Source organism: Neisseria flavescens (assembly GCF_005221285.1).
Taxonomy (GTDB): Bacteria; Pseudomonadota; Gammaproteobacteria; order Burkholderiales; family Neisseriaceae; genus Neisseria; species Neisseria flavescens.
Map to the genome: position 1 here is coordinate 1,570,733 of NZ_CP039886.1, position 19,392 is coordinate 1,590,124.

Here is a 19,392-nt window from a genome sequence, read left to right on the forward strand (position 1 = left end):
ATATTTGACCCTATGCCGCTGTTTTATATTAGAAAGGTTTTCCTACATGATGAAAAAAGTTGCTTCCTTTTTATGCCTGATGCTGATGGCGTCCGCTGCCCAAGCCGCGCCGTCCGACAGCGAACGCATTGCGGCACTGGAGCGTCAGGTGGCCGAACTGACTGCCCAAGTAAACCGCCTGCTGAGCGAGCGTTTGGACGAGCGTTCCGCACGCAGAAACAACGAAGTTCATGTGTGTACGTTGTCGGCATTTACCGACACATTCCGTGCCGAAAACGTCAACCGCGGCCGCGCCCGCTTGGATGTGATCCAGCAATGCCGCCGCCAGCACGCAGAAATGTTCTGCAAGAAAGAAGCCGTCCGTTGCCAGACTTACCGTTGACCGTTTCATACTCAGGCCGTCTGAAACCCTGTTTTCAGACGGCCTTTTGATTGTTTGCGTTCTTCCATGTCAAAACAAACGGGAAACAACAATGCCAAAGCGGTTTGACATGATGTTACGACACAAGCAATCCGCTTCTGAATCCGCTATAATCTGCGTTTGATTTTATTTTCCAACGCCTTTGTATAAAGCGAAACATCATGCAAGAACAATATCAACCCGCCGCCATCGAGCCCGCGGCGCAGAAAAAATGGGACGACGAGCGTATTTTCAACGTCTCCGAAGACGCTTCCAAACCCAAATATTACTGCCTTTCTATGTTTCCCTATCCCAGCGGCAAGCTGCATATGGGGCATGTGCGCAACTACACCATCGGCGACGTATTGAGCCGCTTCAAACGCTTAAACGGCTTCAACGTCATGCAGCCTATGGGTTGGGACGCGTTCGGCATGCCGGCGGAAAACGCAGCGATGAAAAACAACGTCGCCCCCGCCGCTTGGACGTACGACAACATCGAATACATGAAAACCCAGCTCAAAAGCCTGGGTTTTGCGATTGACTGGGCGCGCGAAACCGCAACCTGCAAACCCGAATACTACCGTTGGGAACAATGGCTGTTTACCAAGCTGTTTGAAAAAGGCATCGTCTATCGCAAAAACGGCACGGTAAACTGGGACCCAGTCGACCAAACCGTATTGGCCAACGAGCAAGTCATCGACGGGCGCGGCTGGCGTTCGGGTGCGTTGATCGAAAAACGCGAAATCCCGATGTATTACTTCAAAATCACGGATTACGCCGAAGAGCTGCTCAATGATTTGGACAAGCTGGAACACTGGCCGGAACAAGTCAAAACCATGCAGCGCAACTGGATCGGCAAATCGCGCGGTATGACCGTGCGCTTCGCTGTTTCAGACGACAGCAAACAAGGCTTGGAAGGTGATTACGCGAAATTCCTGCAAGTTTATACCACCCGCCCCGACACGCTGATGGGCGCGACTTATGTTGCCGTTGCCGCCGAGCATCCGCTGGCAACCGCCGCAGCCGCCGACAAACCCGAATTGCAGGCATTTATCGCCGAATGCAAAGCCGGCTCGGTCGCCGAAGCCGATATGGCGACGATGGAGAAAAAAGGCGTGCCGACCGGCCGCTACGTCGTCAACCCGCTTAACGGCGACAAACTGGAAGTGTGGATTGCCAACTATGTATTGTGGGGCTACGGCGACGGCGCGGTGATGGCTGTTCCGGCGCACGACGAACGCGATTTCGAGTTCGCCACCAAATACAATCTGCCGAAAAAACAAGTCATTGCCGTCGGCGACAACGCATTCGACGCAAACCGATGGCAAGAATGGTACGGCGACAAAGAAAACGGCGTATTGGTCAACAGCGGCGACTTGGACGGCTTGGACTTTCAGACGGCATTCGACGTCATTGCCGCCAAGCTGCAAAGCCAAGACGCAGGCGAACCGAAAACCCAATACCGCCTGCGCGACTGGGGCATTTCGCGCCAACGCTACTGGGGCTGCCCGATTCCCATCGTCCATTGCGAAAAATGCGGCGACGTACCCGTCCCCGCCGACCAACTGCCGGTCGTTTTGCCTGAAAACGTCGTACCCGACGGCATGGGTTCGCCGCTGGCAAAAATGCCCGAGTTTTACGAAACTGCCTGCCCATGCTGCGGCGGCGCGGCGAAACGCGAAACCGACACCATGGACACCTTCATGGAATCGAGCTGGTATTTCTTCCGCTATATGTCGCCAAAATTTTCAGACGGCATGGTCGATCCTGCCGCCGCGAAATACTGGGGCGCGGTCGACCAATACATCGGCGGTATCGAACACGCGATTCTGCACCTCTTGTACGCGCGTTTCTTCACCAAACTGATGCGCGACGAAGGCTTGGTCAGCGTGGACGAACCGTTCGAACGCCTGCTGACGCAAGGCATGGTTGTCTGCGAAACCTACTACCGCGAAAACGACAAAGGCGGCAAAGATTGGATCAACCCCGCCGATGTCGAGCTGACGTTCGACGACAAAGGCCGCCCTGTTTTCGCCGTCCTCAAAGCCGACGGACTGCCCGTCGTCATCAGCGGCACGGAAAAAATGTCCAAATCCAAAAACAACGGCGTCGATCCGCAAGAGCTGATTAACGCCTACGGCGCGGACACCGCCCGTCTGTTCATGATGTTCGCCGCACCGCCCGAACAGTCCCTCGAATGGAGCGACAGCGGCGTCGAAGGCGCACACCGCTTCCTGCGCCGCCTGTGGCGAACCGTTTACGAATACCTGAAACAAGGCGAAGCGGTCAAAGCGTTCGCAGGCAGCCAAGACGGTTTGTCTAAAGAACTCAAAGACCTGCGCCACAAACTGCATTCCACCATCGCCAAAGTCAGCGACGACTACGGCCGCCGCCAGCAGTTCAACACCGCCATCGCCGCCGTGATGGAACTGCTCAACCAATACGACAAAACCGACACCGGCAGCGAACAAGGCCGCACCGTCGCCCAAGAAGTATTGGAAACCGCTGTACGCCTGTTGTGGCCCATCGTGCCGCACATCTGCGAAACCCTGTGGAGCGAATTGAACGGCGCGAAACTGTGGGAGGCAGGCTGGCCGGCAGTCGATGAAGCCGCCTTGGTCAAATCCGAAATCGAAGTGATGGTTCAAGTCAACGGCAAACTGCGCGGCAAAATCACCGTCGCCGCCGACGCATCCAAAGCCGACCTCGAAGCCGCCGCACTCGCCACCGAAGGCGCGGTGAAATTCATGGAAGGCAAGCCCGCCAAGAAAATCATCGTCGTTCCCGGACGCTTGGTAAATATCGTCGTCTAAACCGCTTTTAAGGTTTAGCCATACGGATAAAGGCCGTCTGAAACTTGGTTTTCAGACGGCCTTTTTAAGGTAGATTAAGCTGATAAGTCCAATAACACATTGGGATGGAAGGTTCTATTGGATTTAGAATCACTCTACACACGTCACTAAAACATAAATCCGTTGTATTCCTCACGATGTTTTGGCACAATTCGAAGCCAATCAACCACGCTTGTACTTGGCATCCTAATGGCTTCAAAACCCTTCCTAAAATGGGCTGGTGGCAAACATAGACTTGTCCCCTTTATCGAACACAATCTACCCACTCCTGCACGAAAACGTCTGGTTGAACCCTTTTGCGGTTCTGCTGCTTTGTCTCTTGCATTGGATTTCGAACATTATCTGCTCAATGATATTAACGCTGACTTAATCGGCTTATTCCGTATCCTAAAAGAAGAAAAATCCGGATTCATAGACTATACCCGCTCTTTCTTTACTTCCGAAAACAATAGCGATTCAAGATTCTATGAATTGCGGGAACAATTCAACTTCAGCCAAGATCTACACGAACGTTCAGCGCTATTTATTTATTTGAACCGCCATGCTTTTAACGGTTTATGCCGTTACAACAGCAAAGGGGCATTCAATGTGCCATTTGGACGCTACAAATCTCCTTACTTTCCACAACAAGAAATGGAAGATTTCATTCAAAAATCTGACAGAGTTGAATTAATGTGCGGAGATTTTCAAACAATCCTATCTCTGACAAACAATACAGATACTGTTTATTGTGATCCTCCTTATGCACCTTTAAGCCCAACCGCTTCATTTACCACTTATGCCAAAGAAGGCTTCAATTTGGACGATCAAATCCGCCTTTCCCAGACAGCCCAACAAATTGCACCTAACTCTCAAGGCGTTTTGATTTCAAATCATGATACTGAATTTACGAGAAATATTTATTCTTCTGCCATTCTAAAAACGGTTGAAGTACAACGTAATATTGCCGCAAAGGGCAGCAGTCGCAAAAAAGTCGGAGAACTATTGGCAATTTATGAGTGATTTCAACAAATTGGCTGAAGAAGCTGCCATTTATCAAAGTCGTTTGAAAAAAATTGTTTCAGACGACCTTGTCCTCTACAACGAAAATTCCCTTAACGTCATGCGGAAGATATTGGAAAAACATCCAAACGGCTGTTTTGATATGATTTTCGCAGACCCTCCTTACTTTCTTTCCAATGACGGCTTCAGTTGTCAAAACGGACAAATGGTTTCCGTCAATAAGGGCAACTGGGATAAATCCAAAGGAATGGCGGCAGATTTGGAATTCTACGAAGAATGGCTCCGACTGTGTTACGCCTTATTAAAACCAAACGGCACAATTTGGGTTTGCGGCACATTCCATAATATCTATTTAATCGGCTACCTGATGCAAACCATCGGCTACCATATTTTGAACAATATTACTTGGGAAAAACCAAATCCTCCCCCTAATTTGTCCTGCCGTTTTTTTACCCATTCGACAGAAACAATCTTATGGGCAAAGAAAAATAAAAAAGCCAAACATACGTTTCATTATGAAATGATGAAAGCACAAAATGATGGCAAACAGATGAAATGTGTTTGGACATTTCCGCCACCAAATAAAACCGAAAAAACATTCGGCAAACATCCGACACAAAAACCACTCCCCTTGCTTGAACGCTGCATACTATCGGCTTCAAATATCGGAGATTTAATTTTTGACCCTTTCATGGGCAGCGGCACAACAGGCGTTGCTGCCTTAAAACATGATCGGAAATTTTGTGGTTGCGAACTGGAAGAAGATTTTTTTGAATTAGCAAAGAAAAGGCTACAACAAAAGCTGTAGCCCCATCTTATTTTAAATTATTCGAACAATACCATCTCTACCCTGGCTGGCCATTTCACGAACTTCCCGCATGAATTCTTTTTTAAAATAAAATGCATGATTCTTATTTGAAATATCCCGATCATATTGCGCAGAAAATATAGGATGGTATGGCTTGGAATCTTTTGATCTGATTTGGATAAACACACCGCTTGATGTGTGAATGTATCCGTTTTCGGAATTAATATCAGATAACAGCTTACTTTTAATTTGCGTGAAATCATCAGCTAACTGCCTGAAAAGTTCACCCTCTTCATTTATTTGTACATGATAGGCTGACTGTATGTACCATTGGTCAGGATCGTCGCCGACTTTACAGATGGGAACATATAGCAAATTCTTTATTTTTTGGTATATCCAACTATCTTCAAAGCTTATCTGATTGCTGATTAATTGATCAAAGTTACTGGAAATCTGCGAGATAAACATAGTCTCTAGTGGTGCACCACCTGTATCTGCTTTATTGGTTTTCAGCTCACCATCGGCAAAATCTGTTAAAGCATTTGTATTGTTAAGCCCTATCAATTTTTCGATAAACTGTCCTACCCCACCCTTATTTATCCTCATTTCAGAGGTAAAACTAGGAAATCTGGTTTGATATTCAAGTTTTAGATCTCCTAGCGTCCTTCCGGCGTTTTCTCTAAAAAAATCATACGAATCAGTTAGATTCATTATCACAGTTCCCGTCATTAACATAGTCCTTAAAAGTTAAAAGTTCAGGCAAAGAAATATCTAATGCGCTAGCCAAACGAATAAGATTTAATAGGGCGGGGTTACGCTCTCCACGTTCTATCATTCCGATATAAGTCCGGTGCATATTCGCTTTTTCAGCCAATGTCTCCTGACTTAAATCCTGGAGTTGTCTTAAATGACGAACATGTTTGCCAAATTGTTTTAAAATTTCTGATTTCATGATGACTATTCTTAATGTTTGCAAATTAAATTCCACATACAATAAGTATCAACTTCAGTTCTAATACGAAAGGCCGTCTGAAACCCTATATTCAGGTTTCAGACGGCCTTTTTAACTGCCCGATTTTATTCGCCGTAGTAGGCTTTGGTCAGGATTTCTTCCATATCGGCCACCATGGCGAGGCGTGGGTTGGCCGGGGTGCATTGGTCTTCAAAAGACATCATGGCCAGCTCTTTTCTGCCGTCGAGGAAGGTTTTCTCATCGATGCCCTGCTCTTTCAACGACATTTTGATGCCGACGTTGACCGCCAGCTCATGGCAGGCGCGGGCGAAGGATTCTACGCCTTCGGCGGGGGTGGCACACGGCAGGCCTAAGGTACGGGCGATTTCCTGATATTTCAGGTCGGCTTTATAGTAGTTGTACTTCGGCCAGGTGGCGGTTTTCTGCGGGCGAGTGCCGTTGTAGCGGATGACGTGCGGCAGCAGGATGGCGTTGGCACGGCCGTGCGGAACGTGATATTTGCCGCCGATTTTGTGTGCCATCGAGTGGTTGATACCCAAGAACGCATTGGCAAACGCCATGCCTGCGATGGTGGAAGCATTGTGCATATGCTCGCGCGCTTCGGGATCGGCCGCACCGTGTTTGTAGGAGCGTTCGAGGTATTGGAACACGAGCTTGATGGCTTGCAGGGCGAGGCCGTCTGTAAAGTCGTTCGCCAGTACGGAAACGTATGCTTCTACGGCGTGGGTCAATACGTCCAAACCGGTATCGGCGGTTACGCCTGCCGGCACAGTCATGGTAAACGCAGGATCGACAATCGAAATGGTCGGTGTCAGCGAGTAGTCGGCAATCGGATATTTTTTGTCGCCGTCGCTGATGACGGTAAACGGCGTGACTTCGGAGCCGGTGCCCGATGTAGTAGGAATGCCGATGAATTTGGCTTTACGGCCCAATTCAGGGAAGCGGAACGCGCGTTTGCGGATGTCCATGAATTTTTGGACTAGGTCTTCAAAATCGACTTGGGGCTGCTCGTAGAAGAGCCACATGGCTTTGGCCGCGTCCATTGGCGAACCGCCACCCAGCGCGATGATGGTGTCGGGCTGGAAGCTGCGCATCAAATCCGTGCCTTTATAGACGGTTTGGACGCTCGGATCGGCTTCGACATCGGTAAACAGCTGGATAGTCACTTTGTTTTTGCGTTGATGCAGTTGGTTGGTGATTTTATCGACAAAGCCCAGATCGACCATCGAACGGTCGGTCACAATCATGACTTTTTCGCAGTCTTTCATGTCTTGCAGATATTGGATGGAATCGCGTTCAAAATAGATTTTGGCGGGCACTTTGAACCATTGCATATTGTTTCTCCGACGGCCTACTTTTTTGATGTTTAACAGATTGACCGCGCTGACGTTGCCGCCGACAGAGTTTTTGCCGTAAGAGCCGCAACCGAGGGTCAGAGAAGGCAGGAAGGCGTTGTAAACGTCGCCGATGCCGCCGAAAGTAGAAGGCGAATTCCAAATCACGCGCAGGGCTTTGACGCGTGAGCCGAACGTTTTGACCAATTCTTCGTCGGCGGTATGGATGGCGGCGGAGTGTCCCAAGCCGTCAAAGGCAACCATTTCTTCGGCGAACTTCAAACCTTGTTCGGTCGAATCCGCCTTAATCATGGACAAAACAGGTGAAAGTTTTTCTCGGGTCAGCGGCTCGTTCGGGCCGACTTCGCGGCATTCGGCGATGATGATGTTGGTTTTTTCAGGCACTTTAAACCCGGCCTGTTCGGCAATCCATGCTGCCGGTTTGCCCACTACCGCAGAATTGAGTTTCGCTCCGCCGCAGCTGGCGCAATTTGCCGTTACGCCGAAGATAAACTCTTCGAGCATGGCTTTTTCTTTTTTATTGGCAAAGTACACACCGTAGGATTTGAATTCTTCGGCCAACTCTTTGTAAATCTCTTTATCGGCAATCACCGCTTGCTCGCTGGCGCACACCATGCCGTTGTCGAAAGATTTCGACATCACAATATCGTGTGCCACCTGTTTGATGTCCGCCGTTTTTTCAACATAGGCAGGTACGTTGCCCGCCCCGACGCCGAGCGCAGGTTTGCCGCAAGAATACGCGGCTTCCACCATCGCATTGCCGCCGGTCGCCAAAATCGTTGCCACACCCGGATGCTTCATCAGCGCGGAAGTGCCTTCCATAGAAGGCTTTTCAATCCACTGGATACAGTTTTCCGGCGCACCGGCCGCAATCGCCGCATCGCGCACGATACGCGCGGCATGGGCGGAACACTGCTGGGCAGACGGATGGAACGAGAAAATAATCGGATTGCGGGTTTTCAGCGCAATCAGGGATTTGAAAATGGTGGTGGAAGTCGGATTAGTCGTTGGCACAATACCGCAAACCACGCCGACCGGATCGGCAATTTCAGTAATACCGGTTACATCGTTTTCGCTGATGACGCCCACGGTTTTCAAATCGCGCAGGCGCCGCACGACGTTTTCGCAGGCAAACAGGTTTTTCGTCGCCTTATCCTCAAACACGCCGCGTCCCGTTTCTTCTACCGCGTGCATGGCGAGCACACCATGTTTGTCCAGTGCGGCGATAGAGGCTTTGGCCACAATAAAATCAATCTGCTCCTGATCCAACTTAAGAAACTCATCCAACGCGCGCAAACCCTTTTCAACCAGGCTGTTTACCTCGGCTACGGCTGGGCTGACGACGTTGTCGGCTGATGCGTTCATGGTGTATCTCCTTAATAAAAGGTGGCAACAATGTCAATAAATTTTCACTACGATAACTATAAGTAATTTAGTTACATTCTGCTTTGACCTACATCACAAACCATGATTGAACTTTTCAGACGGCCTTCTTATCATTTATTCATTTTAATTTATTGAAGTATAATGACTTCACCCTCACACAACTGAAGACGGTCATTCTTGGTCGCTTTCCCCGCATATTAAAATAAGAACAGAAAATCAATGTATTAAAATTACATACTCAAAATAAAACAAAGGCCGTCTGAAAATATTTTTCAGACGGCCTTTTCATGTATGCCTTTTATTGGCTGATGTCTTCCAGCGTACGGCCTTTGGTTTCTTCACCCAATACCAAGATTACCGCCACAATCAGCAGCATAACCAGCGCAAACATCATAAAGATATTGCCGAAGCCGCCGCTGTTGCTCACCATCGCCGCCACTACCATCGGGGCGAGTATGCCGCCGACGCGGCCGATGGCGCCTGCCCAGCCGGATGCGAAGGCACGGAAGCGCAAGGGGTAGAGTTCGGGGGTGTAGGTGTACAAAACGCCCCATGCGCCCAAGTTGAAGAAGGACATCAGGCTGCCCCAGATCATGACTTCGGCCGCAGTTGTACTCTGCCCGAAAAACCATGCACACACGGCACAAGCGGCCAGGAAGCCTGCCAGCGTTGCTTTGCGGCCTATTCTTTCCACCAAAGCCGCGGCGGCAATATAGCCGGGCAGTTGCGCAACAATCATCACCAGCACATATTCAAAGGTTTTGACCACGGTATTGCCCTGCTCGACCAGCAATTTGGGCAACCAAGTGAAAATGCCGTAATACGAAAACACAATGCCGAACCAAACCAACCACAACATCAGCGTGCGCCGTGCAAACGGATGTTGCCAAAGCTGAACGAAGCGGATGCGTTCGCGCGGTGCGGCCGGTGCGGCAACGGCTTCTGTCGGCGGCGTGATGCCCGATTGAATTTCCAGCGCAGATACCAAACGGTGCGCTTCGTTGGTTTTGCCACGGGAAAGCAGATAAGGCACGGATTCGGGAACGAATTTCAACACCAACGGTACATAAAACAGGGGCAAGGCGCCGAATAAAAACGCGCTGTGCCAGCCGGTTTGCGGAATAAAGAAATAAGACACCAGCGCGGCCGATAGCCAGCCCAAGCCCCAAAAGCTTTCCAACAACACAATAAAACGGCCGCGTACTTTCGGCGGCGCATATTCGCTGACCAGCGACACGGCGACGGGCAGTTGGCCGCCCAAACCGACGCCGACAAAAAAGCGGCACACCAGCAAAACCGTCAAATCAGGCGCAAGCGCGCACAAACCTGTGGCAATGCTGTACACCACCATTGTGCCGGCAAAAACGGTTTTCCGTCCGAACCTGTCCGCCAACCAGCCGCTGAATACCGCGCCCAAAGCCATGCCGACAAAGGCAATGCTGACAATCCAGCCCAACTGCGCCGGAGCCAGCGCCCAATCTTTGCCCAAAGCCGGCAATACAAACGACACCAAGCCTGTATCCATGGCGTCAAACAGCCAACCGATGCCGACCAGCACTAACAGTTTGTAATGAAAGCGGGAAGGCGGCAGATTGTGCAGCCGCGTCAGAATATCCATAGTTTCTTTTCTTTGTTTGTGTATTATTGAATTAGATTTTATAAATAACTGCTTTAGTTTCAGCGACAAACCTAAAAATAGAGCATTATGTCGATTTTAACATTTATACAATATGCAAAGAATAGGAAGCACGCGTTTTTTGGCTATTATTTGAATATCTTAATCTTGGCGATAAACCGCATACCATATTGAAACATGAAACAAGAAATTACTTCAGGCCGTCTGAAAGTCGTTGGTTTGGTTTTCAGACGGCCTGCCGTTTTTTGCAAAGGCTTCATGCTTGGGTTATGATGTTTATTTGTAATATGTAAACAGATGATTGCCTGTTTTTACATAACAGGCCGTCTGAACAACGGAGAACGATATGAATGCGGTTGTAATTGCGGTCATCATCATGCTTGTGCTGTCTTTATCGCGCGTGCATGTGGTGCTCAGCTTGGCTGTCGGCGCGTTTGTCGGCGGCTTGGTGGCCGGTATGCCTTTGGAGAATGTAACCAACGCGGCCGGAGATGTGGTGCAGCAAGGGATTATTCCTGTTTTTAACGAAGGCCTGAAAGGCGGGGCGCAAATCGCGCTGTCTTATGCCATGCTCGGCGCGTTTGCCATGGCCATCACGCATTCCGGCCTGCCGCAACAGCTCGCCGGCGTGATTATCCGCAAACTCAACGGCGGCGAAGGCAATGCGAAAGGCGAAGGCGCGGTCAAATGGCTGCTGCTGGCGATTATTTTGTGCATGGGCGTGATGAGCCAAAACGTCGTGCCGATTCATATTGCGTTTATCCCGATGATTATTCCACCGCTGCTGTTGGTGTTCAACCGTTTGAAACTCGACCGCCGTTTGGTGGCCTGTGTGATTACGTTTGGCTTGGTAACGACTTATATGTTCCTGCCTTACGGTTTCGGCGCCATCTTCTTGAAGGACATCATGTTGGGTAATATCCGCTCGGCAGGCATGGACACCAGCGGCATCAATGTGATGCACGCAATGGCGATTCCGGCTTTGGGCATGGTGTCCGGCTTGCTGCTGGCCTTTTTGCACTACCGCAAACCGCGCATTTATCAAAACAATACCACTGACACGGAAGACAACCGTGCGGCAGTGCAACAACAAGAGCCGTCAACCTATCGCAGCTTGGTGGCGGCCGTGGCGATTGCCGTGTGTTTTGCCATTCAGCTTTTGTATGATGGTTCGCTGGTGTTGGGTGCTATGTTGGGCTTTGCCGTGTTTATGATGTTGGGTGTGATGAACCGCTCCGCCGCCAGCGATGTCTTCGGCGAAGGCATCAAAATGATGGCGATGGTCGGCTTTATTATGATTGCGGCGCAAGGTTTTGCCGCTGTAATGAACGCGACCGGCGACATTCAGCCTTTGGTCGAACGCAGCATGGCTTTGTTCGGCGGCAATAAAGGCATGGCGGCATTGACCATGTTGTGCGTCGGCTTGCTGGTGACCATGGGCATCGGTTCGTCCTTCTCGACTTTGCCGATTATTTCCGCGATTTATGTGCCTTTATGCATTAGCTTGGGCTTCTCGCCTATGGCAACCGTCGCCATCGTCGGTACCGCCGGTGCGCTGGGCGATGCAGGCTCCCCTGCTTCCGACTCGACACTCGGCCCGACCATGGGTTTGAACGCCGACGGTCAACACGACCACATCCGCGATTCGGTTATCCCGACTTTTATCCACTACAATATCCCGCTGCTGGCTGCCGGCTGGATTGCCGCGATGGTGCTGTAATATGAGCGATATTCAGGAATTGGAACACCGCATCACAGAGCTGGAAATTCAGACGGCCTTGCAGGAAGATTTAATCGGCAGCCTGAACGACACCATTGCCAAGATGCAGCAGGCTTTGGATTTGCAGCAAGGCCAGCTGCGGCTTCTGTATCAACGGATGCTGGACAAAGGCGCAAACGGCGAACGCGAACCGTACAGCCTGCGCGATGAAATTCCGCCGCATTATTGATTAACTGAAAAAGGGCGTATTGGATACATGCCCTTTTCTTTCATAACAAAGGCCGTCTGAAAGTCAATCAAGCTTTCAGACGGCCTTTGAAACAATCAAACCTTACAAACAAGCCAATTCGTTGGCCATTTGCTGTTCGACGGTTTCACGTTGGCGGATAAGTTTGCACTCGCTGCCGTCAACCAATACTTCCGCCGCACGGTTGCGCGTGTTGTAGTTGCTCGCCATGCTTGAGCCATACGCACCGGCGCTGCGGATAAGCAGCAAATCCCCTTCTTCGCAGGCGATGGTGCGGTCTTTGCCGAGGAAGTCGCCGGTTTCGCAAATCGGGCCGACGATATTGGCCGTCAGAGGCTCAATGTCTTTGGTTTCAACCGCTTCAATGTGATGATAGGCATCATATAGAGCGGGGCGCATGAGGTCGTTCATCGCCGCATCGACCATCACAAAGTTTTTCTCTTCGCCATGTTTGACGAATTCGACGCGCGTCAGCAACGCGCCTGCGTTGCCGACCAAGCTGCGGCCGGGTTCGAGAATGAGTTTCAGACGGCGTGTGCCGATCAGTTTTTGAACCGCCCGGGCATACGCGCCCAAATCAGGCACATTTTCGTCTTGGTAAACAATGCCGACGCCGCCGCCCAAGTCCAAGTGTTCCAACACAATGCCTTCGGCGGCAAGCGCGTCAACCAAAATCAAAATGCGTTCGCAGGCTTCGACAAGCGGGCTTAAGTCGGTCAGTTGCGAACCGATGTGGCAGTCGATGCCGACGATTTTCAAATTGGGCTGTTGTGCGGCGTGGCGGTAGGCTTCGAGCGCGTCGGCGTAGGCGATGCCGAATTTGTTGGCTTTCAGACCTGTGGAGATGTAAGGATGGGTTTTGGCATCGACATCGGGGTTGACGCGCAGGGAGACGGACGCGGTTTTGCCCAAGCGTTCGGCAACCTTTTGAATGCGGTCGATTTCGGGGATGCTTTCCATATTGAAGCATTTCACGCCTGCATTCAGCGCGAATTCGATTTCCGCCTCGCTTTTGCCCACACCTGAAAATATGGTTTTCGCCGCGTCGCCGCCCGCCGCCAAAACGCGCGCCAATTCGCCGCCGGACACAATGTCAAAACCGCTCCCCAAAGAAGCAAAGTACTTGATGATGCTCAGGTTGCCATTGGCTTTCACTGCGTAGCAGACAAGCGGATTTAAAGTGGCAAACGCGGTTTGGTAGTGTTCAAATGCTTCGGTCAGCGCGGATTGGCTGTACACATAAAGCGGCGTGCCGAATTCTTCGGCAAGGCGGGGGTAGGGGACTTGTTCGCAAAATAGGGTCATATCTTCGTTTTCATTTTCGGGTTGGTGGGGCAGATTGCGGCTTGCTTTGAAGCTGCAAACCGGTTTGGATTGCGCCGAAACGCGCCGTATCGCCTTCTTTGGGCAGGTAGAGGTCGCCTTTGTAACCGCAGGCAGAGAGCAGCAGAGCTGTTGCCGCTGCAAAAAATACGCCGTATTTCATCAGTAAAACTTTCTTCATCATTACGAATGTGGCAAGATTCGGTATCTTAAACAAAAAACACACAAAAAGCCATGATGACCGAAAGCGAGTTTATCCGCGCGAGCGAAGCATTATTTGAACATATCGAAGACCAAATTGACGAAAACGGCTGGGATTTCGACTGCCGGTTTGCCGGAAACGTCCTGACCATCGAAGCCGAAAACGGCACGCAAATCATCGTCAACCGCCACACGCCCAACCAAGAATTGTGGATTGCCGCAAAAAGCGGCGGCTACCATTTCGCCGAGAAAAACGGCAAATGGCTGGCAACGCGCGACGGACGCGATTTTTATGACGTTTTAAACGAAGCCCTGAGCGCGGCTTCGGGCGAAGCGGTGGAAATTGCGGAATTGTGATTTGGGTGTTATCACGGAAAGAAAAAATGAACACACGTCCCTTTTATTTCGGACTGATATTTATCGCGATTATCGCTATACTTGCTAACTATTTAGGAAACACTGATTTTTCCCATCATTATCATATCAGTGCTTTAATTATTGCTATCCTACTAGGTATGGCAATCGGCAATACCATTTATCCGCAATTTTCAACACAAGTGGAAAAAGGCGTTTTGTTTGCCAAAGGCACGCTTCTTCGCACAGGCATTGTGCTGTATGGTTTCCGCCTCACTTTTGGCGATATTGCCGATGTAGGATTAAATGCAGTCGTTACCGATGCAATTATGCTAATTTCAACCTTCTTTTTTACCGCACTTTTAGGCATTCGTTATCTAAAAATGGATAAACAATTGGTTTATCTCACTGGAGCAGGTTGCAGCATTTGCGGTGCGGCAGCAGTGATGGCGGCAGAGCCTGTTACCAAAGCAGAATCCCATAAAGTTTCAGTGGCGATTGCCGTAGTGGTCATTTTCGGGACGCTTGCTATTTTTACTTACCCCTTGTTCTACACGTGGTCACAACATTTAATTAACGCCCATCAATTCGGTATTTATGTTGGTTCTAGTGTACACGAAGTGGCTCAAGTTTATGCGATTGGGGAAAATATTGATCCTATCGTGGCGAATACTGCCGTCATTTCCAAAATGATCCGAGTGATGATGCTCGCCCCCTTTTTATTAATGCTTTCTTGGTTATTAACACGTAGTAATGGAGTATCAGAAAATACATCACACAAAATTACAATTCCTTGGTTTGCTGTACTTTTTATTGGTGTTGCCATTTTTAATTCTTTTGATTTATTACCAAAAGAACTCGTGAAATTATTCGTTGAAATCGATTCTTTCTTATTAATTTCATCAATGGCTGCGCTTGGCTTAACGACGCAAGCAAGCGCAATCAAAAAGGCAGGATTAAAACCGTTTGTTTTAGGAATACTAACTTATTTATGGCTAGTGGTTGGTGGATTTTTAGTGAACTATGGAATATCAAAATTAATATAAAATTCACTAAAGAGAGCATTACCCAATGGCACAATTACCTCTATATCGGACTGCCGAAATTAAAGACTTTACTGTCGGCACGCCCGAAGTTTTACAATCATTTTTCGAACATGTCCCTTATGGTGTTGTCTTTGAAGACGACGGCGACACAGGCTACTTCTATGCCGCTTCGCAAGACGGGATTCTAGATGCCTTGCACATCTACAATGTCGAAGATGTATCCGACAAACATATCCCCAATCATGTCTTGATTTTATGGGATGATGCCTGCACCATAGCCGCATTGTGTATCAACGACTACATTCATGCTGTCTATGATTTTGTCGAACAGGCAGGATATTGCCGCAACGGCTTCCCTGAAACAGGCGGCGAATGGGTGAAAGTCGAAAACCGCGTCTTGGACGATGAATTGCTGGACAAAATCCTCTCCCGAAAACCTACATAAACCATTCAAAAGGATAACCAAATGCCCCTGTTAGACAGTTTCAAAGTCGACCACACCCGTATGCACGCCCCCGCCGTACGCGTGGCGAAAACCATGACCACGCCCAAAGGCGACACCATTACCGTGTTTGACCTGCGTTTCTGCATTCCCAACAAAGAAATCCTGCCTGAAAAAGGCATTCATACGCTGGAGCACCTGTTCGCCGGTTTTATGCGCGACCACTTGAACGGCAACGGCGTGGAAATCATCGACATTTCCCCGATGGGCTGCCGCACCGGTTTTTATATGAGTTTGATTGGTACGCCTTCCGAGCAGCAGGTTGCCGATGCGTGGCTGGCTTCGATGCAGGATGTGGCCAATGTCAAAGACCAAAGCAAAATCCCCGAGTTGAACGAATACCAATGCGGCACTTACCTGATGCACTCGCTTGCCGAAGCACACGAAATCGCCCAAAACGTTTTGGCACGCAAAGTCGCCGTCAATAAAAACGAAGAGCTGACATTGGACGAAAGTCTGTTGAACGCTTAATCCGCCATGACAGTAAAGGCCGTCTGAAACTTTATATGACAAGTTTCAGACGGCCTAAAATCTTTTATTCCAATTTTCAACCTTTCAGCCATAGTTTTACACCGCCTAAAAATAAGTTGGCGGATGCTGACAGTGTACATAGTATAATTGCACTTTGAACAAACAACCTGATTCTATTGCCTTTATGAAACCGTTTTTCTGCAAAACCGCCATTGCCCTCAGCCTGACCCTCCCTGCCGCCGCCAATGCTGCCGAGTATGTCTGCAATGTTGAAGGCATCACCGTTTATGCTTCATACCAGATAAACAATACCTGCCGCGTTACCGATTCGTACAACCTAGTAGAAACAAATGTATCTCAAACAAACGCTGAGCAGCTAAATTTGAATTCGACTCTTACAGAACAACAAACAGATCCGAAAGCTGAAAACTCTTCTGCATCGTCCGACAAAACCAATATATCAACAGGATCTACAACCGAGATTTTCGCACTGACAGACTCGGTCAAGCCGACCGAACCCATACCAGCGACAGCAACTCCAACGAAGCCTACCAAAACCCCATTGTCCAAAGCATATAGACCAACCACTGATGCACTCTTCAGTGATAAAGATGTCGATAACGACATCAAAATTCTGCCAAATGGTCCGATCGGTGGCGTTACCAATACTGCCGAAGCTGCTAATCCGCGTCTGAATATCCTCCTACGCAACAGCATACAGAAACGTCAGGCCAAGCAAAACAGCCAGCAATACATCCACCGCAAAGCACCGGTTCGTACCATTCCCGCAACCATTGCTGCACCACAACCCAAACCTAAAGAAACACGTAAACAGGTATTACAAGGGGAAATTCGCAACGAACAGACCGCTATCATCCGCCTTCAAACCCAGCTGAATGCGGCCAAACAAAAAGGCGATCAGATTAAAATCCAACAGCTGACCCGTACCATCAACGCCCGTAAAGCGAATATCCGCGCTATTCAAGGTGAGATGTCTCGTTAATTGGTTTTTAATGACGTAAACCTTTTTTATTCAATAGACAAATACTTTCTCTAAAATCATTTGCCGATCACGCCAAAGTATATTTCTTCACATCCCTACCCTCTTGCGCCATTACTGCTTCTATCCAATCGGCGATATTTTGCCAATAATATTGCGGCTTTTCAGACGGCCTATCAGTCTGAGTACCTTCATCATTCAACACAACGGGAACACCCTGCTCTGCACCGGCTTCAAGCACAATCCAAATACTGCCTTCATGAGTATCGGCATGAGCCGCTTGATGTTCGTATGCCCAGCCAACCGCAGCTTGTCCGCCATTTTGCAAAGACTGCATTGCCAGCAATAATGGATGAAAGCAGGTATCTACATTGTTGTCGGCAGCCACAACCAAAGTTGCACCATGCGTGCCTAACGCTTGCGCGGCATGAAAAACGGGGGAATTGTGCAGGTTGGCAATAAAATCAAACGGCATCGCGGCGTAATGGTTCAGCACATTGTCTGCCATTTTTTCAAATATGGATGGCGAAGAAAATGGCGTACCGAGAAAAACAGCGCAATCAGAACGGATTTTGCTTTGTTCCTTTAGCTGCCCTGCACCAAGTGCGGCAATCAAACTCAAGCGACTGAGGCGGCGGGTATCTATACCGCTTTGCTGCTTTAAGGTTTGTTTGAGGATTTTACCGCCGGTGCCGGCATCAGTATCAAAACGCACGGCGGCGGTAATACGGATATTAGGATTTACGGTTGCCATTGCCATACCAAAGATGTGTTGCTGCCGCCAAAACCAAACTGATTGGCCAAACAGAAAAAGCCGCCTTTTTGTGAAACAGCGCATTCGGAAAAACGAATTTCCTGCCCCTGATAATCGTTGCTTCCGCCTTGTTTTAAAGCGGATAAAAGCAGGGCCGTTTCAAGGGCTGCCGTTGCGCCAAGCGTGTGTCCGATTTGCGGCTTGAACGCCATCAAAGGCGGCAGTGTACCGAATATATTTTCCAGTGCGGCCAATTCGGCAGCATCGCTGTCAGTTGTGCCGATACCGTGTGTTTTAACGGCTGTAATGCTTTCAGGAGCGATGCCTGCAATATCTAACGCACGGCGCATCACCTGCTCTTGCGCTTGGCCATCGCTTTGAATCAGGTCATTGCCTGTATTGGCAGCGTGTCCGATAAGTTTCAGACGGCCTGAAGAAGATTCGGGAGCAGTGGAAGATAAGGCAAGTGCGGCAACACCTTCGCCTAAAATCAAACCGTTTCCGCCAAAAGGCTGATACTGTTTGGACAGCAAACCCAAGCTGTGAAAATGCAGCAAAGTCAGCCGATTGAGGCTTTCAATCCCAAGCACAAAGGCACGCTCCACCCTGCCACGCAAACAATTATCCGCCTGAATCAGCGCATGGGCAGATGAAGTGCAGGCAGTAGCGAAACTGAAAATCTGCCGATTGCCGCTGCGCCGGCGCAAATCTTCGGCGAGATAAAGCAAATTGTGTTCTTCTTCCACCCTATTGCCCGCAAAATGGCGGTTTTCATATTCGGAGATGGAATAGGAACTGGAACCGATAAACACCGGCGCATCATGCCAACTTTCAGACGGCCAGCCTGCATTTTCGGCGGCTCGGCGCAAATGTTGTTCGGCGATATCCGCAAATTCCTTCCGCCCCAAACTGTCGTCGGCGAATGCACGAAAATAAGCAGCCTGCTGCGGTTGGTTTAAAAACATATAAGACACCGCGTCAGGCCGTCTGAAATCCGCTTGCGGATTCAAGGCAGAAGTGGCCGCCGTACCGCAAACCCAACTCATGCGCCATGCTCCGCACGGATAAACGCCGCCAAATCACGTACGCACATCATATGTTTGCGCACCATACGGTCGCCCTGCAGGCGCACTTGGAAATACTGTTGCAAGGCAACGCTGATTTGTAGCGCATCAAGCGAATCCAAACCGACCGGACTGTCATCGCCAAACAAAAGTGCATCGTCGGTGAAATCATCCATATCCACATCGTCGGCCTTATCGGCCTCTTGCACGATTAGCTTTTTCAATTCCGCTTCCAGATCGTGCTCGGCCAGTGTAAAGGTGTAAGACATTTTTAAACTCCCATTTTTATCTCTTGAAG

20 protein-coding genes are annotated in these 19,392 nt (G+C 49.4%); 11 read left to right on the forward strand and 9 right to left on the reverse strand.

The genetic code is table 11. From position 1 onward, the window contains the following. Positions 1-46: 46 nt before the first annotated feature. From FAH67_RS08070 to FAH67_RS08085, 4 genes are all read left to right on the forward strand, one after another. Complete coding sequence (locus FAH67_RS08070; protein ID WP_003681431.1) at positions 47-382, forward strand: hypothetical protein; 336 nt, start codon at positions 47-49, stop codon at positions 380-382. Positions 383-582: 200 nt separating this feature from the next. Next, positions 583-3,213, forward strand: coding sequence for a leucine--tRNA ligase (gene leuS, locus FAH67_RS08075; RefSeq protein ID WP_003681428.1), 2,631 nt, complete (start codon positions 583-585; stop codon positions 3,211-3,213). 228 nt (positions 3,214-3,441) lie between these two features. Next, entirely contained in the window at positions 3,442-4,254 is an 813-nt protein-coding gene (locus FAH67_RS08080; protein WP_003681426.1) for a DNA adenine methylase, read from the forward strand. Beyond that, positions 4,247-5,062, forward strand: coding sequence for a DNA-methyltransferase (locus tag FAH67_RS08085; RefSeq protein ID WP_003681423.1), 816 nt, complete (start codon positions 4,247-4,249; stop codon positions 5,060-5,062). Before FAH67_RS08080 ends, FAH67_RS08085 begins: the two co-directional genes overlap by 8 nt. Before the next feature lie 12 nt (positions 5,063-5,074). Here FAH67_RS08085 and FAH67_RS08090 read toward each other — a convergent pair whose 3' ends face one another. The 4 genes from FAH67_RS08090 to FAH67_RS08105 form a co-directional block, all read right to left on the reverse strand. Then, a complete protein-coding gene (locus FAH67_RS08090; protein ID WP_167480503.1) occupies positions 5,075-5,773 on the reverse strand; it encodes a MutH/Sau3AI family endonuclease in 699 nt (232 codons plus the stop codon). Next, on the reverse strand, positions 5,760-6,014 hold the full coding sequence (locus FAH67_RS08095) for a helix-turn-helix domain-containing protein (protein WP_003681417.1): 255 nt from the start codon (positions 6,012-6,014) through the stop codon (positions 5,760-5,762). The genes FAH67_RS08090 and FAH67_RS08095 overlap by 14 nt, the downstream gene beginning before the upstream one ends. Positions 6,015-6,139: 125 nt before the next feature. Then, complete coding sequence (gene adhE, locus FAH67_RS08100) at positions 6,140-8,755, reverse strand: bifunctional acetaldehyde-CoA/alcohol dehydrogenase (RefSeq protein ID WP_003681415.1); 2,616 nt, start codon at positions 8,753-8,755, stop codon at positions 6,140-6,142. A gap of 319 nt (positions 8,756-9,074) precedes the next feature. After that, a complete protein-coding gene (locus FAH67_RS08105; protein WP_003681413.1) occupies positions 9,075-10,394 on the reverse strand; it encodes an MFS transporter in 1,320 nt (439 codons plus the stop codon). 364 nt (positions 10,395-10,758) lie between these two features. Between FAH67_RS08105 and FAH67_RS08110 the strand changes: the two genes are divergently transcribed. Together FAH67_RS08110 and FAH67_RS08115 are read left to right on the forward strand one after the other, a co-directional pair. Further along, positions 10,759-12,132 carry a Na+/H+ antiporter family protein gene (locus FAH67_RS08110; RefSeq protein WP_003681408.1) on the forward strand — a complete coding sequence of 458 codons (1,374 nt, stop codon included), beginning with the start codon at positions 10,759-10,761 and terminating at the stop codon, positions 12,130-12,132. 1 nt (position 12,133) lies between these two features. After that, complete coding sequence (locus FAH67_RS08115; RefSeq protein WP_003681407.1) at positions 12,134-12,361, forward strand: SlyX family protein; 228 nt, start codon at positions 12,134-12,136, stop codon at positions 12,359-12,361. 102 nt (positions 12,362-12,463) lie between these two features. On the opposite strand, the gene lysA is transcribed toward FAH67_RS08115, so the two are convergent. Together lysA and lptM are read right to left on the reverse strand one after the other, a co-directional pair. Beyond that, positions 12,464-13,684, reverse strand: coding sequence for a diaminopimelate decarboxylase (gene lysA / locus FAH67_RS08120; RefSeq protein WP_003681405.1), 1,221 nt, complete (start codon positions 13,682-13,684; stop codon positions 12,464-12,466). Between the two features lie 10 nt (positions 13,685-13,694). Next, positions 13,695-13,865, reverse strand: coding sequence for an LPS translocon maturation chaperone LptM (lptM, locus tag FAH67_RS08125; protein WP_039864217.1), 171 nt, complete (start codon positions 13,863-13,865; stop codon positions 13,695-13,697). A 71-nt stretch (positions 13,866-13,936) separates the two neighbouring features. Here lptM and cyaY point away from each other — a divergent pair, with 71 nt between their 5' ends. The 5 genes from cyaY (at position 13,937) to FAH67_RS08150 (ending at position 17,279) form a co-directional block, all read left to right on the forward strand. Next, the gene (gene cyaY, locus FAH67_RS08130; protein WP_003681401.1) at positions 13,937-14,260 is read left to right on the forward strand and encodes an iron donor protein CyaY; all 324 of its coding nucleotides are present in this window, start codon (positions 13,937-13,939) and stop codon (positions 14,258-14,260) included. Between the two features lie 26 nt (positions 14,261-14,286). After that, entirely contained in the window at positions 14,287-15,303 is a 1,017-nt protein-coding gene (locus FAH67_RS08135) for a YeiH family protein (RefSeq protein ID WP_039864215.1), read from the forward strand. A gap of 25 nt (positions 15,304-15,328) precedes the next feature. After that, positions 15,329-15,748 carry a DUF2251 domain-containing protein gene (locus tag FAH67_RS08140; protein WP_003681398.1) on the forward strand — a complete coding sequence of 140 codons (420 nt, stop codon included), beginning with the start codon at positions 15,329-15,331 and terminating at the stop codon, positions 15,746-15,748. A gap of 21 nt (positions 15,749-15,769) precedes the next feature. Next, positions 15,770-16,276 carry an S-ribosylhomocysteine lyase gene (gene luxS / locus FAH67_RS08145; RefSeq protein WP_003681396.1) on the forward strand — a complete coding sequence of 169 codons (507 nt, stop codon included), beginning with the start codon at positions 15,770-15,772 and terminating at the stop codon, positions 16,274-16,276. A gap of 154 nt (positions 16,277-16,430) precedes the next feature. After that, positions 16,431-17,279: a hypothetical protein gene (locus tag FAH67_RS08150; RefSeq protein WP_050772635.1), complete on the forward strand. Its 849-nt coding sequence runs from the start codon at positions 16,431-16,433 to the stop codon at positions 17,277-17,279. 67 nt (positions 17,280-17,346) lie between these two features. On the opposite strand, the gene FAH67_RS08155 is transcribed toward FAH67_RS08150, so the two are convergent. From FAH67_RS08155 to FAH67_RS08165, 3 genes are read right to left on the reverse strand one after another with little or no spacing between them, the layout of a single operon-like run. Continuing rightward, positions 17,347-18,036, reverse strand: a complete 690-nt coding sequence (locus FAH67_RS08155) for a hypothetical protein (RefSeq protein WP_003681391.1) — start codon at positions 18,034-18,036, stop codon at positions 17,347-17,349. Next, entirely contained in the window at positions 18,018-19,076 is a 1,059-nt protein-coding gene (locus FAH67_RS08160; RefSeq protein WP_003681389.1) for a beta-ketoacyl synthase N-terminal-like domain-containing protein, read from the reverse strand. Before FAH67_RS08160 ends, FAH67_RS08155 begins: the two co-directional genes overlap by 19 nt. After that, a complete protein-coding gene (locus FAH67_RS08165; RefSeq protein ID WP_003681387.1) occupies positions 19,073-19,363 on the reverse strand; it encodes an acyl carrier protein in 291 nt (96 codons plus the stop codon). The genes FAH67_RS08160 and FAH67_RS08165 overlap by 4 nt, the downstream gene beginning before the upstream one ends. Positions 19,364-19,392 lie beyond the last annotated feature (29 nt).

Excerpts from the sequence above, each read along its gene's own strand:
- FAH67_RS08070 (WP_003681431.1), top strand. The coding sequence starts at position 47 with ATGATGAAAAAAGTTGCTTCCTTTTTATGCCTGATGCTGATGGCGTCC.
- leuS (WP_003681428.1), top strand. The coding sequence starts at position 583 with ATGCAAGAACAATATCAACCCGCCGCCATCGAGCCCGCGGCGCAGAAA.
- FAH67_RS08080 (WP_003681426.1), top strand. The coding sequence starts at position 3,442 with ATGGCTTCAAAACCCTTCCTAAAATGGGCTGGTGGCAAACATAGACTT.
- FAH67_RS08085 (WP_003681423.1), top strand. The coding sequence starts at position 4,247 with ATGAGTGATTTCAACAAATTGGCTGAAGAAGCTGCCATTTATCAAAGT.
- FAH67_RS08090 (WP_167480503.1), bottom strand. The coding sequence starts at position 5,773 with ATGAATCTAACTGATTCGTATGATTTTTTTAGAGAAAACGCCGGAAGG.
- FAH67_RS08095 (WP_003681417.1), bottom strand. The coding sequence starts at position 6,014 with ATGAAATCAGAAATTTTAAAACAATTTGGCAAACATGTTCGTCATTTA.
- adhE (WP_003681415.1), bottom strand. The coding sequence starts at position 8,755 with ATGAACGCATCAGCCGACAACGTCGTCAGCCCAGCCGTAGCCGAGGTA.
- FAH67_RS08105 (WP_003681413.1), bottom strand. The coding sequence starts at position 10,394 with ATGGATATTCTGACGCGGCTGCACAATCTGCCGCCTTCCCGCTTTCAT.
- FAH67_RS08110 (WP_003681408.1), top strand. The coding sequence starts at position 10,759 with ATGAATGCGGTTGTAATTGCGGTCATCATCATGCTTGTGCTGTCTTTA.
- FAH67_RS08115 (WP_003681407.1), top strand. The coding sequence starts at position 12,134 with ATGAGCGATATTCAGGAATTGGAACACCGCATCACAGAGCTGGAAATT.
- lysA (WP_003681405.1), bottom strand. The coding sequence starts at position 13,684 with ATGACCCTATTTTGCGAACAAGTCCCCTACCCCCGCCTTGCCGAAGAA.
- lptM (WP_039864217.1), bottom strand. The coding sequence starts at position 13,865 with ATGAAATACGGCGTATTTTTTGCAGCGGCAACAGCTCTGCTGCTCTCT.
- cyaY (WP_003681401.1), top strand. The coding sequence starts at position 13,937 with ATGATGACCGAAAGCGAGTTTATCCGCGCGAGCGAAGCATTATTTGAA.
- FAH67_RS08135 (WP_039864215.1), top strand. The coding sequence starts at position 14,287 with ATGAACACACGTCCCTTTTATTTCGGACTGATATTTATCGCGATTATC.
- FAH67_RS08140 (WP_003681398.1), top strand. The coding sequence starts at position 15,329 with ATGGCACAATTACCTCTATATCGGACTGCCGAAATTAAAGACTTTACT.
- luxS (WP_003681396.1), top strand. The coding sequence starts at position 15,770 with ATGCCCCTGTTAGACAGTTTCAAAGTCGACCACACCCGTATGCACGCC.
- FAH67_RS08155 (WP_003681391.1), bottom strand. The coding sequence starts at position 18,036 with ATGGCAATGGCAACCGTAAATCCTAATATCCGTATTACCGCCGCCGTG.
- FAH67_RS08160 (WP_003681389.1), bottom strand. The coding sequence starts at position 19,076 with ATGAGTTGGGTTTGCGGTACGGCGGCCACTTCTGCCTTGAATCCGCAA.
- FAH67_RS08165 (WP_003681387.1), bottom strand. The coding sequence starts at position 19,363 with ATGTCTTACACCTTTACACTGGCCGAGCACGATCTGGAAGCGGAATTG.